Below are 15190 nucleotides of genomic sequence, written 5' to 3'. Positions count from 1 at the left end.
CTTGCTCTTCCTCTCATCACAGCGCGTTGAACAGCGCGTCGATCGTCTCGCGCGCGACCTGGATGATGCGCGCCGAGGCGGTATAGGCCTGCTGGAAACGAAGCAGCTCCGCCGCCTCGTAATCGAGATCGATGCCCGTCACGCCGTCGAGCGCCGCGCGGCTGAGATCGCGCCATGCCGCCGAAGCGGAGGCCTCGGTCCTGGCCGATGCCAGCGACTGGGCATTGTCGGAAACGAGATTGTCCCAGCGGCCCTCGATCCCGCTCGCGGTGCGAACGGCCTCGAGCGCGAGCAGATTGCCGTTGGCGGTGCCGTCGCTGCCGGCGGCGGCGACCAAATCCGGATCGCTGACCAGAGCGCGCATGGCAATGGCGCCGCCCGGCGCCTCCAGCAGATCGCCGCCGGCATCGCCATTGGCGTCCAGGCCGGTGGCGGACCAGCCGTTGATCGTGGCGACGAAATCGGCCGCGAGCGTATCGAGCGCGGCGCGCCGGTCGGACGCGGTCGAGGCGACTTCGACGAGGCCGGCGAGCCGGCCGCCGGATGCGGGCAGCGGCACGGTCGTGCCGCCGGCCGACAGGCTGAGCGCGATGCGGCCGTCGGCGGCGGTCGCGACCGAGATCAGGCCCGGGCCCTGGCCGTCCAGCAGGGCGAGGCCGCTGTCCGTGCCCGAAGTGATGCGCGTGCTGCCGTCGGCGCTGACCGTCACCGCGATGTCGAGCCGTTCGGCGATGAAGTCGATCAGCTGGTCACGCTGGTCCTCAAGCGAGGCGCGCGGCGCGCTGCCGGGCGTGGAGGCACGGATCGTGCCGTTGATATTGTGCAAGGCGGCAAGCGCGTTGGTGACCGCGGTCGCTTCCAGCTTCGCGGTGCCGGCGATCCCGTCCGAAACGCGCGCCAGCGCTTCCGCGGTGGTCCGGAACGCCGTCGAAACGTCGGCCAGCGCGGTCAGCATCGCGCCGCGGCCGAGCCGGTCGTCCGGATTCGCGGCGAGCGACGTCGCGGCGTTGAAGAAGGTGGTCAGCCGCGATCCGATGCCGGAGGTCCCGTCGCCCAATGCCGCCTCGACGCTGGTCAGCCATTGCTGGCGCACCTCGGCCCGGCCGGCGGCGCTGTTCGCGTAGCGCGCCTCGGTCGCCTTGAACTGGTCCCAGGCGCGCTGCACGCCGACGACGGTGACGCCGTTGAACAGGATCTGGTCGCGATAGGCGATGTCGGCGGCGGAGCTGGTCAGCGATTGCTTGAGCACGACCGAACGGCGCGAGAAGCCGGGCGTCTCGGCATTGGCGACATTCTCGCCGATCGCGTTCAGCGCGCTGCGATAGGCGGCGAGGCCCGACGAGCCGATGGAAAGCAGGTCGCTCATCGCGCACCCCCGCTCCGGTTGAACTGGGCCGTCAGCAATTCGGCGATGCCGAAGCTGTTCTGCCGCGACATGTTGTCGGCGAGCTGGGCGTCGGCCATGTCGCGGAACTGATCGGTCGCGGAACTGCCGAACACGTCCTCGGCGAGCCGCGCCTGGCGCATCGAACCGATCATCTGCCGCAGGAAGATCGCCTCGAACGCCTGCGCCGCCTGCTGCATCTGCGCGCGCTGGCGATCGGCCGCCGGATCGGCGGGCGTGGCGCCGGCGGCGGGGCCGGTCGCGGCGGCGGGGCCGATCACAGGATCACCAGCTCGGCGCGCAGTGCGCCGGCCTGCTTCAGCGCTTCGAGGATCGCGACCAGGTCGGACGGCGCCGCGCCGATCGCATTGACCGCGCGGACGATCTCGGACAGCGACGCGCCGGGCGCGAAATCGAACATCGGCGAACGGCGTTCGGTGATCTCGATATTGCTGTTCTGCTCCACCGCGGTCTGGCCGCGCGAGAAGGGCATCGGCTGCACCACGGTCGGATTTTCCTGCACCGCCACGGTCAGCCGGCCGTGGCTCACCGCCGCCGGCATGATCCGGACCGCGCCGTTGATGACGACGGTGCCGGTGCGGGCATTGACGATGACGCGCGCCGGCGCGTCGCCGGGCTCGACGGGCAGATTCTCGATCCGGCTCATCATCGCGGCGCGGACCTCGGCGCCCTGCGGTGCCTCGATCGCGACCGACACGCCGTCGAGCGCGCGCGCGGCGGGCTGGCCGAGATTGCGGTTGATCGCGTCGGCGATGCGCTGGGCCGTCGTGAAATCGGATTCGGACAGGTTGAAGGTCAGGGTCGGCGCGGTGGCGAAGCCGGTCTCGACCGCCCGCTCCACCGTGGCGCCGCCCGGGATGCGTCCGGTCGAGGGCACGTTGACCGAAACCTGGCTGCCGTCCTGCGCGGAGACGCCAAGGCCGCCGACGGCGAGATTGCCCTGCGCCATCGCATAGATTTCATTGTCCGCGCCGCGCAGCGGGGTCATGATCAGCGTGCCGCCGCGCAGCGAGCGGGCACGGCCCAGCGCGGAGACGGTGATGTCGAGCCGCTGGCCGGGTCGTGCGAAGGCGGGCAGCTCCGCCGTGATCATCACGGCGGCGGCGTTCTTGAGCGCCGGATTGACGCCCGGGGGCAAGGTGAGGCCGAAGCGCGAGGCGACGCCGGTCATGCCCTGGGTGGCATATTCCAGATTGTCGTCGCCCGTGCCCGCCAGGCCGACGACGATGCCATAGCCGACGAGCTGGTTGGGACGCACGCCCTGGAAGGCGCCGAGATCCTTGATCCGCGTCGCCTGGGCCGGCGTCGCGACCATGAAGACGGCGCAGAGCGCGAGGAAGATCGAACGGATCATCTTACACCTCAAAACGGGCTGAGCATGGTGAAGAAGCGCTGCAGCCAGCCCTGGCGGCTGGCCCGCGCGATCTCGCCGCGGCCGAGATATTCGATCCGGGCATCGGCGATCCGGGTGGAGGCCACCCGATTGTCGGGGCCGACATCGCCCGGACGGACCAGGCCGGTCAGGCGGATGGATTCGTTGCCGCGGTTGATGCGGAGCTGTTTTTCGCCCCGCACGCGCATCGTGCCGTTCGGATAGACCTCGGCGACGGTGACGCTGATCTCGCCGATCAGGCTGTTCGACTGCGCGGTCTGGCCGCGGCCGGTGAACTCGTTCGCCCCGCCGGCCGACACGTCGGACGGCTGGAAGAAGGAGAGCGGACCGGTGCTCGGCGGCGTCAGGCCGATGCTGCCTTCGCGGTTGGTGCCGGACGTGGTGGTCGATTGCCCCTGGGTGCGCTCGACCAGCACGACGGTCAGGATGTCGCCCACCGTGCCGGCGCGCTGGCCGTTGGTGAGCGGCACATAGCCCCGGCTCGCCTGGAAGATGCCGCCATTGGCGGCCGGCGCCGGCGCCTCCGCCGCATAAGCGGGGCGGTGCTCCGGAGACGGCCGCTGGAAGGCGCAGAGCGCCAGCGCGGCGGGGACGAGGATGAGGGCGCGCCGCATCTTAGAGCTGCTGGTTCGCATTGCGGAGCATCTCGTCGGTCGCCGAGATCATCTTGGAATTGACCTCATAGGCGCGCTGGGTCTCGATCATGTCGACCAGCTCCTGGACGACGCTGACGTTCGAGGATTCGAGCGCGCCCTGGCGGATCGCGCCGCGCCCTTCCGCGCCGGCCGGCCCGACCTGCGGCGTCCCGCTGGCGGCGGTCTCGGCATAAAGATTGTTGCCCAGCGCGCGCAGGCCCGCCGGATTGATGAAGCGGGCGACCTCGATCTGGCCGACCTGCGACGGCTCGACCTGGCCGGGCAGGGTGACGGAGACCGTCCCGTCGGCGCCGATCGTCACCGATTCCGCGCCTTCGGGGATCTGGATCTGCGGCTGCAGCGGCTGGCCGTCGGAAGTCACGATCGCGCCCTCCGAAGACAGCTTGAAATTGCCGGCCCGGGTAAAGCCGATCGTGCCGTCGGGACGGGAAATCTGGAAATAACCGTCGCCCTCGATCGCGAGATCGAGCGGATTGTCGCTGATGCTGAGCGAGCCCTGGCTCATGATCCGGCCGGTACCCGCGACGCGCACGCCGGTGCCGAGATTGAGCCCGGTCGCATATTGATTGTCGCCGGACGAACGCGCGCCGGCGGCGGTCATCATCTGGTAGGCGAGCGTCTCGAATTCGGCGCGGTCGCGCTTGAAGCCGGTCGTGTTCACGTTCGCCAGGTTGTTGGCGATGACGCGCATGCGCTCCGCCTGGGCGTCGAGCCCGGTGCGGGCGACCTGGAGGGCTGCGTTGGACATATCGTGACTCCTTGTCTGGCGCCTAGCTCGGCAGGCGCATCAGTTCGGCGCCGGCGCTGTCGATGTCGCGGGCGGTGGTGATGAGGTTGAGCTGCGTGTCCCAGGCCCGGCTGGCCTCGATCATCTCGATCAGCGCCTGGCTGACCTGAACGTTCGAGCCTTCCAGGCTGCGCGGAATGAGGCGGGCTTCCGGATCGGTGGGCAGGATGCCATTATTCTCGACCCGGAACAGGCCGTCGATCCCCTTGAGCACGCGCGAGCCGGCGGGGTTGGCGAGCTTCAGCCGGTCGATCTGCTGCGGCACGTTGGGATCGCCGCCGGCGGGCACGATCCAGATCGTGCCGTCGTCGGCGAAGCGCATGGAATCGGCCGCGGGGATGGTGATCGGACCACCGTCGCCGAGGACGGGGCGCCCGTCGCCGGTGGTGAGCAGGCCGCTGGACGAGACCTGGAGGTCGCCGCGCCGCGTATAGGCCTCGCTGCCGTCGGCGGCCTGCACCGCGAGCAGGGCCTCGCCCTGCATCGCGATGTCGAGGTCGCGGCCGGTGTCGGTCACGGTGCCGGCGCGCATGTCGGCGGCCAGCACTTCCCGCGAGGAGGGTGCCCGCGACTCGAGCCCCTGGCCTTGCACCCACAGGGCGCGCGCGGACGACATTTCGGCGCGAAAGCCGGTCGTGTTCGCGTTGGCGAGGTTGTGCGCGGTCGTGGTCTGGCGGGCCATCGCCCCGCGCAGCCCCGTCAGGGACGTGTGGATCAGCCGGTCCATGGCTCAGGCTCCTTCGGGCGCGTGCCCTTAGCTGCGCAGGTTGATGATCGACTGGGCCATCGAATTGGCCGTCTCGATCGCCTTGGCGTTGGCCTGGAAGTTACGCTGGGCGGCGATCAGCGCGACCAGCTCCTCGGTGATGTCGACATTGGCCCGTTCGAGCGCGCCGGACTGGATGCGCCCGAAGGCGTCCGAGCCGGCCACGCCGACGATCGCCGGCCCGCTGTCGCCCGTCACCGACCAGCGGCCGTCGCCGCGCTCGCGCAGCCCATCCGGGTTGGAGAAGGTCGCGATCAGCAATTTGCCGAGCGCCTGGATCGTGCCGTCGCTGAACGCGGCGGTGATCAGTCCGTCCTCGCCGATCGAGATGTCGCTGAGCTTGGCCGAGGCGATGCCGTCCTGGCTGATCGCCGCGACATTGAACGCGCCCGGCGCCTGCGCCGTCACGCTGCCGAAGTCGAGGGTCAGCGAGATCGGCGCCGACGCGCCCGATGGGAAGACGCTGCTGAACGCGGCCGGGGCCGTGGGATCGGTCAGCGCGCCGGCGGCATCGAAGGTGAGCTGCAGCGGGGTGGGCGGCACGGTCGGCGTGCCGCCGGCCGAAGCCTCCTCGTTGCCGACGAACAGGCGCACGTCCCAGCTGTTTTCGGCATCGCCCGCCGCGACCGAACCGGTGCGGACGAAATAGAGCGTGCCCGACTGGGCGTTGCCCGCGGCGTCATAGACCGTGATCTGTTGCGAATAATTGTAGCTGTTCGGATCGAGCCGGTCGAACGCGTAGGGGCTGCTGGGGCTGTAGACCGCGCGATCCTCGGGCTTGTCGGCGTTGGACGGCAGATTGACCGTCAGCTCGACCAGCGAAGTCGCGCGCGGCGTGCCCGACGTCAGCGGCAGCTGGATGTTGCGCGCCGCCTCGAGCCCGGTGGCGGTGACGTTTCCGTCGATGTCCACCGGCAGGACCTGGATATAGCCGCCGTTCGAATCGCGCAGGTAACGCTGGCCGTCGACCGACAGCGAGCCGTTGCGCGAGAAGAAGGTGGTGCCGTTGGCGACGGCATCGCGGGTGACGAAGAAGCCGGCGCCGCTGATCGCGAGATCGAGCTCGCGGGCGCTGGTCTCGAACCCCCCTTGCGTGAATTGCTGCTCGATGCCCTTCAGGCGTGCGCCCTGGCCGGCGGTGGTGCTGCTGGCCGGGGTGATGTCGCCGAACTGGGCGCGGCTGCGCTTGAAGCCGATCGAGCCGACATTGGCGATGTTGTTGGCGAGGACGGAAAGATCGGTCTGCGCGCCGCGCAGGCCGGAGAGCGAGGTATAGAAGGACATGGCGTTGCTCCTGCTGAAATCGGGTTAGGCGAGGCGGATGGCCTGATCGGGCCGAAGCAGCCCGAGACCGGTCACGAGAAGGCTTTCGCCGCCATTGGCGGGCGACTGGATGCCGCCGATCGACGTCCAGGTGGCGGTGGCGGGATTGATCGTGTTGCCGTTCACGTTGGCGGTCACGACCATCCGCAGCGGGCCGCCGGCGACATATTCGCCGTCCGCGTCCTTGCCGTCCCAGGCGAAGGCGGCGGCGCCGGCATCGACGGCGCCGAGCGCCTGGCTGTGGACGACCGCGCCGTTCGCGTCGACGAAGCTGACGGTGACCTGGCTGGCGTCGTTCTCGAGATAGAATTCGCCGGCATAGGAGCCGTCGCGCAGCGGCGTCGCGATGTCGTTTTCGACGAGCATCGAATGGCCGATCCAGCTCGACGCCTCGGACAGACGGCTGCCGCCGAGGCTGGCGGCGATCGCCTGCAGCGAGCGGTTCATCTCGGCGATGCCGGCGACCTGGCTGAACTGCGCCATCTGGGCGACCATCTGCGTGTTGTCGACGGGGTTGAACGGATCCTGGGTGGTGAGCTGGGTCGTCATCAGCCGCAGGAACTCGGCCTGGCCGAGCACCTGGGGGGAAACGCCGGTCGTCGATGCGTTCGACGAGCCGTTCAAGCCGGTTATGGTGGTCACTGGCCCATCCTTATCGTGTCGAGGGTGAGGGTCTTGGCGGTCTGGAGGACCTGCACATTGTTCTGGTACTGGCGGGCCGCCTCGATCATGTCGATCAGCTCGGCCGAGCTGTCGACACCGGCTTCCCAGATGTCGCCATTGGCGTCGGCCAGCGGATGATTGGGATCGTGGCGGCGGGTCGGTTCGACGCGCGACTGGACGACGCGCTCGACCGATACGGTGGCGATGCCCGGCTCCGCTTCCACCGTCCGGAAGACGGGGCGCAATGCCCGGTATGAGGTTTCCGCGCTGCCCGAGACCGATCCCGCATTGGCGAGGTTGGAGGCGGTGGCGTTCAGCCGCACCAGCTGCGCCGACATGGCGCGCCCGGCGATATCGAAGACGGTCATGGGCCTGTCCATGGCTTATTCTCCCTTGAGCGCCCGGCGGATCGTCGAGATCCGGCCTTCCAGGAAAGCGAGGGTGGTGCGGTACTGGACCGCATTTTCCGCGAAGAGCGTCTGCTCGGTGGACAGCTCCACCGTATTGCCGTCCACCGACGGCGTGATCGGGACGCGATAGGCGACGCTGGCTTGCGCTGCGCTCTGCGTATTCATCCCGCGCGACGCGCGCGTGAGGGCCTGATTGAAATCGATGTCGCGCGCCCGGTAGCCCGGGGTCGCGGCATTGGCGATGTTCGACGCCAGCAGCGACAGGCGCTGCGACCGCAGCGCCAGCGCCGTGCCGTGCACGCCGAAAAGACCTTCGCCCTGAGCCATGACAGCTCCTCCTAAAGCTCGGCCCCATTCCGCCGTTATTTTGACGGGTGGAGGCATCCGCGCTCGTTCATGCAACGCCCGTGCCAGATTTGGCGCGGGGCGGAACATTCACTGTGGCGCCTGAAGGTTCAGGGGCGGGGTCGGCAGTTTCTTGCCGGAACCGGCAAAGTCTTGCCGGAGGACGGGAGGGTCGAAGATGATCGCTGTGCTGGATCAGTTCTTCGACCCTCTTGCCGTCCTCATCGTGATCGGCGGAACGGTCGTCGGGACATTGCTGTCGACGACGCGCGGCGACATCGGCCGCGCGTTCGGCGCATTCGGTCCGCTGCTTCGCGCCGACCCGGTCGCCGACGGCGAGGCCGCACGCCGCGCCGTCCGCCAGATCGAGCGCATTTCAGAATATAAGGGTATCTTCTGCGCCGACCGGGTGAAGAGCCCCGGCGACTTCGTCCACCGCGCCGCCTGCCGGCTGGCCGACTCATCGGGCGCGCTGGCCTTCGCGGCCTGGGCGAACGAGGAGATGGAGGAGCGCCGCGCGCGCCATGCGGCGGCGATCGGCGTGTGGCGGCACGCCGCCGAGCTGGCGCCGTCCATGGGCATGATCGGCACCGTGATCGGGCTGACCGCGATGTTCGCAAAGATGAGCGACCCCTCGGCGATGGGGCCGGCCATGGCGATCGCGATGCTGACCACCTTGTACGGGCTGCTTGTCGCCGCCTGCGTCGCCGGGCCGATTGCGACCCGGCTGGAGCGGCTGTCGCGCGCGGAATGTCAATGGCAGCAGCGCGTCGTCGATCGGCTGATCGAAGTCGCGCGCGTGGAAGAGACGAATGCGATGGCGCTGTGGCGCGAGCGCAAGGGGCGGCAGGCGGGATGAACGCCGCCGTTCCCCGCTGGGCGGTGAGCTTCGCCGATCTCGGCCTGCTGCTGATCGGCTGTTTCGTCATGCTCCATGCGATGGAGTCGGCGCGGCCCAAGGCGGACGGCGCGGCGGGCCATGTCGCCGCGGCGCCGTTCGGCGAGACCTATCGCGCCGACACCCTGTTCGAGCTGGGCGAAGCGCGTCTCAACGAGGATGGCCGCGCGACGCTGGCCGAAGCGGGTGAGCGCTGGGCCGGGCGGCCGCTCAGGATCGTCAGCCGGGGCGGTACCGAAGCCGGCCTTCGCCTGGACCGGTTCGAGCTGGCGGCGGCGCGCAGCGCGGCCGCGGCGCGTGTGCTGGGCGAACATGGCGTCGACGAGGGCGATATCGAGATCCGCATCGAGGATGCCGGCGACGCGGCCGGCCAGGCGATCGCCATCGTCCCGCGCTAGCACCAATCTGGCACGGCAGTTGCTTTGCTTCGGCGAAACGACTGGAGTGACCGCCATGATGACGATTTTCCGACGCCTGTCGCTATTGGTCCTTGCCGCCAGCGCGGCTCCGGCCGTCGCGCAGGGCTTCGAGAATCTCGAGATGCTGGACAGCCGCATCGCGGCCGCATTGGGCGCCAATGTCGGCGAACCGGGCGGGCCAATGGCGCCGCTGGATCGTCGCCTGCGCCTCGCCGCCTGCCCGCAGCCGGCCACGATCGAGGAGCCGGCGCTGGGCGCGCTGACGGTGCGCTGCGTGGCGCATGGCTGGCGCATCCGCGTGCCGCTGGTCGGTGGCGGCGGATCGATGGCGCGCGCGGCGCAGGTTCGGGCCGAGCCGGTGATCCGGCGCGGCGACCAGGTCGAGGTGGTGGCGATGACCAGCAGCTTCACGGTGAGCACGCTCGGCACCGCCGAGCAGGACGGCGCGCCGGGCGATCGCATCCGTGTGCGGACCGACCGCCGCTCCGCGCCGTTCACCGGCCAGGTCACCGCCGACGGGCGCGTCGCGCTGCCCGGATTTAATTGAATCGGATTGCGGCCGTTAACAGGTCGTGAAGCTCCATTTGTAGACCCGGAGCGAAAGGATTTGAGATGATCGACGGTGTGGGAAAAACCGGTCCGGCACGCATCGAGCTGCCGCGTGGCGCCGAGAAGAGCGCGCCGGTCGCAGCCGCGGGCGATGCGCCCGTTCGTGCGCGCCAGGGGCAGGTCGAAAGCGCCGTCTTCGAGCTCGTCTCCAGCGGCCCGCCGGTCGATGCCGCCAAGGTCGCCGCGATCCGTGCGGCGATCGCCGAGGGCCGCTATCCGGTCGATGCGAACAAGATCGCCGAGCGCATGATCGCGCTCGACATCCCGTCGCGCGGCTGATGAGCCTGCAGCTTCTCGATCGCCTGGCCGCGTCGCACGAGGCCCTGATCGTTGCGCTCGACGCGAACGATCTCGCCGCGATCGAAAGCGCCACCGCCGATCTCGCCGCCGCGGTCGAAGCGGCGCGCGCGACGGAAATGCCCGCCGACCGCACCGGCTTTCGCGAACGGCTCGCGAGCCTCGCCGCCTTGGCCCAGGCGGCGCAGGGCCGCGTCAATTTCCTGACGGACATGGTCGGCCGCCGCGTCGATACCCTCTCCGTGATGGCCGGCCGCGCGCCGACGCTCACCTACAGCGCCAATCCGCGCTAGGCGCGGCCCGGCGCGGCCACGCGCCCTTTCAGGTTTCACGCGAAGGCGCGAAGGTGCCCGTGAGGCGAGACGGCCGGGGCCATTCGCGGCTGTCGGGAAGCGTTCGGCCCCTTCGCGCCTTCGCGTGAGCCGAATCCGGCCTCCGGTCTGGCACTTCCAATGTAGGAAATCCTCTGTCACGCTCGCCCCGAATCGGGGTTTCGGCTGCGCTTCACCGGCTCTTTGAATCGTCCGCTCCACGCGAAAAAATTTCGCGGCCCACCATCGCGCATATGGGTGAAGATGCTGAAGTTCCGCACCGCCCGCGCGCCCGTTCTTGGGCTGACTTTTGACTGACTTTTGGATTGGCCCCGGCGGCTTCCTTATTCGGGACGGCGTCCGGCACGGTTTGGCACGCCCTTTGCTTTGATGCCCCCGACAAGGAAGGGGCGTCATGATTTCGACGACGATGTACCAGGAGGCCGGGCGAGCCGGTGGCGACCGTGTCGGCGCCGCCATCCGCGCCGCGTCCGCCCGGACCGGCGTCGATTTCCGCTATTTGTTCAATCAGGCGCGGATCGAAAGCAGCCTGAACCCGGATGCCCGCGCCCGGACCTCCAGCGCGACCGGCCTCTATCAGTTCATCGATCAGACCTGGCTCGCCACCGTCAACAAGCATGGCGCCGCGCACGGCCTGGGCTGGGCCGCCGACGCGATCCGGCAGGGGCCGGACGGGCGCCATTACATTTCCGATCCGGCGACGCGCCGGGCGGTGCTCGATCTGCGCCGCCAGCCCGAGGCGGCGGCGGCGATGGCCGCCGAATTCGCGTCCGACAATCGCGCGCATCTCGAAAGCCGGCTGGGCCGTGCGGCCGAACCGGTCGATCTCTATCTCGCCCATTTCCTGGGCGCCGGCGGCGCCGCGCAATTCCTGCGCGCGCATGAGGCCAGTCCCGATGCACCCGCAGCCCGGCTGCTGCCGGCGGCGGCGCGCGCCAATCGCGCGATCTTTTATGACGGGGCCGGCGCGCCGCGCAGCTTCGCCGAGATCCGCGAGCGCTTCGCCGCGCGCATGGACAGCGGGCCGATGGCGCCATCCGCGCCCGCCACCCCTTTCGGCCCGCCGAGCGAGGCGATGTCGGCGCGGCTGGCGGCGCTGAACACGGATGCCGATGCCGAGGTCGAACCCGCTGAGCTGCTCGCCAACCGCGACGCCCTCGTCCGTCCGTCACCGCATCAGGCCCGGCTCGCCTATCTGATGCTCGCCGGCCTGGGAGTTTCCTGACATGAGCACGGCCGCGTTGAAGCGTAAGGCCTGGCTCGGCGTGGGGCGCGGCGCGGTGCTGCCGATCGCCACCCTGCTGCTCGTGGTGCTGATGGTGGTGCCGGTCTCGCCGGTGCTGCTCGATATCGGCTTCATCACCAACATCATGATCAGTTTGGCAGTGCTGATGGTGGCGCTGAACGTCGCCCGGCCGCTCGATTTCTCGTCCTTTCCGACGGTGCTGCTGTTCGCGACCCTGCTGCGGCTCGCGCTCAACGTCGCCTCGACGCGCGTCGTGCTGGTCAACGGCCATGAAGGCACCGCCGCCGCCGGCCATGTCATCGAGGCGTTCGGCAACTTCATCATCGCCGGCGACTATGCCGTCGGCATCTTCGTCTTCCTGATCCTGATGATCATCAACCTGGTGGTCATCGTGAAGGGCGCGGGGCGTGTGTCGGAAGTCTCGGCGCGCTTCACCCTGGACGCGATGCCCGGCAAGCAGATGGCGATCGACGCCGACTTGAATGCCGGCCTGCTGACGCCCGACGAAGCCAAGGCGCGCCGCCAGGAAGTGGCCACCGAGGCCGACTTCTACGGTTCGATGGACGGCGCCTCCAAGTTCGTGAAGGGCGACGCGATCGCCGGCGTGCTGATCCTCGTCATCAACATCATCGGCGGCCTGACGCTGGGCACGCTGAGCCACGGCCTGTCACTGTCGGAAGCCGCTTCGGTCTATGTCCTGCTGTCGATCGGCGATGCGCTGGTCGCGCAGATCCCGGCTTTGCTGCTGTCGATCGCCGCCGCCTCGGTCGTCACGCGCGTCAATTCGACGCTCGACCTGTCCGGCCAGATCACCAGCCAGTTCGCCTCCGCGCGGGCCTGGGCCCCGGTGGCGGGCATCCTGTTCTTCCTCGGCATATTGCCGGGCATGCCGCACCTGATCGTGCTGCCCGCCGCGATCGGCGCCGCTTTCATCGCCTGGAAGCTGCACAAGGCGGCCAAGGCGCAAGCCGCTGCGGCCGAGATCGTCGAAGCGGCACCGCCGCCCTCGCCGACGATGATCGGCTGGGACGAAGTCAGCGACGATGCCGCGCTCGGCCTCGACATCGGCTTCGGCCTGGTCGGCCTGGTCGACGAGCGCAAAGGCGCGCCGTTGATGGCGCGGATCACCGGCATCCGCCGGCAGCTCTCCCGCGAGCTCGGTTTCGTCGTGCCGATGGTGCGGGTGCGGGACGACCTGGCGCTGGCGCCCAACACCTATCGCATCACCGTCGCCGGCGTCGTCGTCGCCGAGGACGAGATCTGGCCGGACGACTTGCTGGCGCTCGATTCCGGCGATCTGCTGGATACGATCGAAGGCCGCCAGGTGAAGGACCCCACTTTCGGGCTCGACGCAGTGTGGATTCCGCCGTCGCAGCGCGCCGAAGCGGTGGTCGCCGGCTATACCGTGGTCGATCCCTCGACGGTGGTGGCCACCCATCTCAACCAGGTCATCCAGACCGCCGCCGCCGACCTGTTCGGCATGGACGAGACCCAGAAGCTGGTCGATGCGCTGAAGGACAGCGCGCCGCAGCTCGCCGCCAATCTGACGCCACAGCCGCTGCCTCTGGTCAGCCTCGCCGCGCTCTGCCGCGCCTTGCTGGCGGAAGGTGTGCCGCTCAAGGATTTCCGCCGCATCGCCGAGGCCACCGCCGATGCCGCGCGCGAGGAGAGCGACCCGATCCAGCTCGTCGAGGCGGTCCGCCAACGGATCGGCGCGCTGATCGTGCAGACCATCGTGCCGGTGAAGATGCCGCTGCCGGTGGTGACGCTCGACGGCGGACTTGAGGGTCTGCTCGCCCAGGCGGTGCGCGCCGGACGCGACGCGGTTCATCCCATCGAACCCGCTTTGGGCCAGAAGATCGTCCAGGCGATCGGCGAGGTCGCCGGGCCATTGCTCGGCGAAGGGCGGCGCTTCGTGGTCGTCACCTCGCCGATCGCGCGTCGCGCGCTGTCGCGGTTGCTGGCGCCGCATCTGCCGGACGTGCCCGTCTTGTCCTTCCTCGAAATCCCCGACGGCAAGCCCGTCGAGGTCGTCGCCGTGGTCGGCGGCGAACCGCAACAGCCCATGCTCGAATCGGAGGCCGCCCTGTGAGTTTCGAACTGTCCCGCCGCGCCCAGGTCATCGCCGTCGCCAGCGGCAAGGGCGGTGTCGGCAAGACCAATGTCAGCGTCAATCTCGCCGTCGCGCTGGCCAAGGCGGGCGAACGGGTGATGCTGGTCGATTGCGACATGGGCCTCGCCAATGCGGCGATCCTGATGGGCGTGGATTCGCGCTGGACGATCGGCGACCTGCTCGCCGGCCGCTGCGCGATGGCGGACCTGGTCCAGCCCGGACCCGGCGGCATCTCCTTCGTCCCCGGCCATAGCGGCACGGGTAGCGGCTCGACCCTCTCCTCCGCCGAGCGCGCCCGGCTGCTCGCCGCACTGGAGCCCTATGCCCGCGAATATGACCATATCGTCATCGACACCGGCAGCGGCATCGATGCCGCCGGTCTGGCGCTGGTCGCGGCGGCGGATGCGCCGCTGATCGTGCTGACGCCGGAGCCGACCTCGTTCCTCGACGCCTATGCGCTGGTGAAAGCGCTCGCCGTCAGCCACGGCACGCAGCGTTTCCGCGTCCTCGCCAACATGGTCCGGCACGACATCGCCGCGCGCGAACTGTTCGATCATTTCAAGTCGGTGGTGACACGCTTTCTCGAAGTCGAGCTGGTCTATGCCGGCGCGGTGCCGGACGATTCCTATGTGCGCCAAGCGGTCCTGCGCAAGACATGCTGCATGCTGGCCTTTCCCGGCGCGCCATCCGCCAAGGCGTTCGCCCGCCTCGCGCGCCAGCTCGTGCGCCCGGTTTCGCGCCCGCGGGCCGAGGCGGAACGTAGCCTGTGCCTGATGGGGGCGGGTTGATGGCGCTGATCGATCCGCATGAGGGCGTCGCCACCTATCGGCGACAGGCGAGGGCCGGACCCGACGCCTTGGTGCGCGGGCACATGGCGCTCGTCCGCAAGATCGCCTGGCATGTGCACGGCCGCGTCGCCTCCGCCATCGATGTCGAGGATCTCGTCCAGATCGGCATGGTCGCTTTGGTCGAGGCGGCGAACGGCTTCGAAGATCGCGGCCACGCTTTCGCGACCTATGCGACCTTGCGCATCCGCGGCGCGATGATCGATCATCTGCGCCGCCACGCCGCGATCTGCCGTGCCGCAATGGGCCGGCGTCGCGAGCTCGCGGCGGTCCGTCAGCAGCTCGAGGCCCGGCTGGGCCGCAGCGCTGACGATGCCGACATGGCAGAGGAAATGGGGCTCGATCCCGCCACCTATCGTGAGCTGGTCGACGCCAGTCAGGCCGTTCACCATGAATCCATGGACGAGGTCTATTCCGACCATTCGATGTGGTTCGCGGACCTTGAGGAACGGGCCGACGAGGTGATCGACCGCGGCCGCCTGAAAGACGCGATCGCCGGCGCGATCGGCGATCTCCCGGAACGCGATGCGATGGTATTGCAGCTTTACTTCGTCGAGGAGATGAACCTCGAGGAGATCGGCCAGACGCTCGGCGTCGGTGCCGCGCGCATCTGCCAGATCAAGAAAGCCGCACTCGACAAGCTGCGCGGCGCGCTTTCCGACTGGACCTGACGGCCTGAAACG

Annotated in this window: 19 protein-coding genes; 9 read left to right on the top strand and 10 right to left on the bottom strand. The window is 69.2% G+C overall.

The genetic code is table 11. The features are described from left to right. Window positions 1-16: 16 nt before the first annotated feature. The 10 genes from flgK to flgB form a co-directional block, all read right to left on the bottom strand. Window positions 17-1366, bottom strand: coding sequence for a flagellar hook-associated protein FlgK (gene flgK, locus KF780_01970; GenBank protein MBX3560554.1), 1350 nt, complete (start codon window positions 1364-1366; stop codon window positions 17-19). Further along, window positions 1363-1584, bottom strand: a complete 222-nt coding sequence (locus KF780_01965) for a rod-binding protein (GenBank protein MBX3560553.1) — start codon at window positions 1582-1584, stop codon at window positions 1363-1365. The genes flgK and KF780_01965 overlap by 4 nt, the downstream gene beginning before the upstream one ends. Window positions 1585-1661: 77 nt before the next feature. Then, window positions 1662-2759, bottom strand: coding sequence for a flagellar basal body P-ring protein FlgI (locus tag KF780_01960; GenBank protein MBX3560552.1), 1098 nt, complete (start codon window positions 2757-2759; stop codon window positions 1662-1664). Window positions 2760-2767: 8 nt separating this feature from the next. After that, a complete protein-coding gene (locus KF780_01955; GenBank protein ID MBX3560551.1) occupies window positions 2768-3412 on the bottom strand; it encodes a flagellar basal body L-ring protein FlgH in 645 nt (214 codons plus the stop codon). Window position 3413: 1 nt separating this feature from the next. Further along, entirely contained in the window at window positions 3414-4202 is a 789-nt protein-coding gene (gene flgG / locus KF780_01950; protein MBX3560550.1) for a flagellar basal-body rod protein FlgG, read from the bottom strand. Window positions 4203-4224: 22 nt separating this feature from the next. Beyond that, complete coding sequence (locus KF780_01945; protein MBX3560549.1) at window positions 4225-4968, bottom strand: flagellar basal body rod protein FlgF; 744 nt, start codon at window positions 4966-4968, stop codon at window positions 4225-4227. A 27-nt stretch (window positions 4969-4995) separates the two neighbouring features. After that, the gene (locus KF780_01940; GenBank protein ID MBX3560548.1) at window positions 4996-6291 is read right to left on the bottom strand and encodes a flagellar hook protein FlgE; all 1296 of its coding nucleotides are present in this window, start codon (window positions 6289-6291) and stop codon (window positions 4996-4998) included. Between the two features lie 24 nt (window positions 6292-6315). Further along, window positions 6316-6972 (bottom strand): flagellar hook capping protein, encoded by a 657-nt coding sequence (locus KF780_01935; GenBank protein MBX3560547.1) that lies wholly within the window; start codon window positions 6970-6972, stop codon window positions 6316-6318. Next, entirely contained in the window at window positions 6969-7373 is a 405-nt protein-coding gene (gene flgC, locus KF780_01930; GenBank protein ID MBX3560546.1) for a flagellar basal body rod protein FlgC, read from the bottom strand. The genes KF780_01935 and flgC overlap by 4 nt, the downstream gene beginning before the upstream one ends. Window positions 7374-7376: 3 nt before the next feature. Next, entirely contained in the window at window positions 7377-7730 is a 354-nt protein-coding gene (flgB, locus tag KF780_01925; GenBank protein ID MBX3560545.1) for a flagellar basal body rod protein FlgB, read from the bottom strand. Between the two features lie 199 nt (window positions 7731-7929). On the opposite strand from flgB, the gene KF780_01920 reads away from it, so the two are divergent. The 9 genes from KF780_01920 to fliA all read left to right on the top strand — a co-directional run bounded on the left by KF780_01920 (window position 7930) and on the right by fliA (window position 15178). Next, on the top strand, window positions 7930-8607 hold the full coding sequence (locus KF780_01920; GenBank protein ID MBX3560544.1) for a MotA/TolQ/ExbB proton channel family protein: 678 nt from the start codon (window positions 7930-7932) through the stop codon (window positions 8605-8607). Next, window positions 8604-9044 (top strand): flagellar motor protein MotB, encoded by a 441-nt coding sequence (locus KF780_01915; GenBank protein ID MBX3560543.1) that lies wholly within the window; start codon window positions 8604-8606, stop codon window positions 9042-9044. The genes KF780_01920 and KF780_01915 overlap by 4 nt, the downstream gene beginning before the upstream one ends. A 55-nt stretch (window positions 9045-9099) precedes the next feature. Further along, on the top strand, window positions 9100-9612 hold the full coding sequence (flgA, locus tag KF780_01910; GenBank protein MBX3560542.1) for a flagellar basal body P-ring formation protein FlgA: 513 nt from the start codon (window positions 9100-9102) through the stop codon (window positions 9610-9612). Between the two features lie 65 nt (window positions 9613-9677). Then, entirely contained in the window at window positions 9678-9953 is a 276-nt protein-coding gene (gene flgM / locus KF780_01905) for a flagellar biosynthesis anti-sigma factor FlgM (protein ID MBX3560541.1), read from the top strand. Then, window positions 9953-10264 (top strand): hypothetical protein, encoded by a 312-nt coding sequence (locus KF780_01900; GenBank protein ID MBX3560540.1) that lies wholly within the window; start codon window positions 9953-9955, stop codon window positions 10262-10264. The genes flgM and KF780_01900 overlap by 1 nt, the downstream gene beginning before the upstream one ends. 433 nt (window positions 10265-10697) lie before the next feature. After that, a complete protein-coding gene (locus KF780_01895; GenBank protein ID MBX3560539.1) occupies window positions 10698-11528 on the top strand; it encodes a transglycosylase SLT domain-containing protein in 831 nt (276 codons plus the stop codon). 1 nt (window position 11529) lies between these two features. Beyond that, window positions 11530-13641: a flagellar biosynthesis protein FlhA gene (gene flhA / locus KF780_01890; GenBank protein MBX3560538.1), complete on the top strand. Its 2112-nt coding sequence runs from the start codon at window positions 11530-11532 to the stop codon at window positions 13639-13641. Then, complete coding sequence (locus KF780_01885) at window positions 13638-14450, top strand: MinD/ParA family protein (protein ID MBX3560537.1); 813 nt, start codon at window positions 13638-13640, stop codon at window positions 14448-14450. Before flhA ends, KF780_01885 begins: the two co-directional genes overlap by 4 nt. Beyond that, complete coding sequence (gene fliA, locus KF780_01880) at window positions 14450-15178, top strand: RNA polymerase sigma factor FliA (protein ID MBX3560536.1); 729 nt, start codon at window positions 14450-14452, stop codon at window positions 15176-15178. The genes KF780_01885 and fliA overlap by 1 nt, the downstream gene beginning before the upstream one ends. The last annotated feature ends 12 nt before the right edge of the window (window positions 15179-15190 follow it).

The sequence above is a fragment of the Sphingomonas sp. genome (genome assembly GCA_019635535.1).
Lineage (GTDB): Bacteria > Pseudomonadota > Alphaproteobacteria > Sphingomonadales > Sphingomonadaceae > Allosphingosinicella.
Note: the sequence above shows the minus strand (reverse complement) of the source record. Positions and strands in the feature narration are given on the sequence as shown.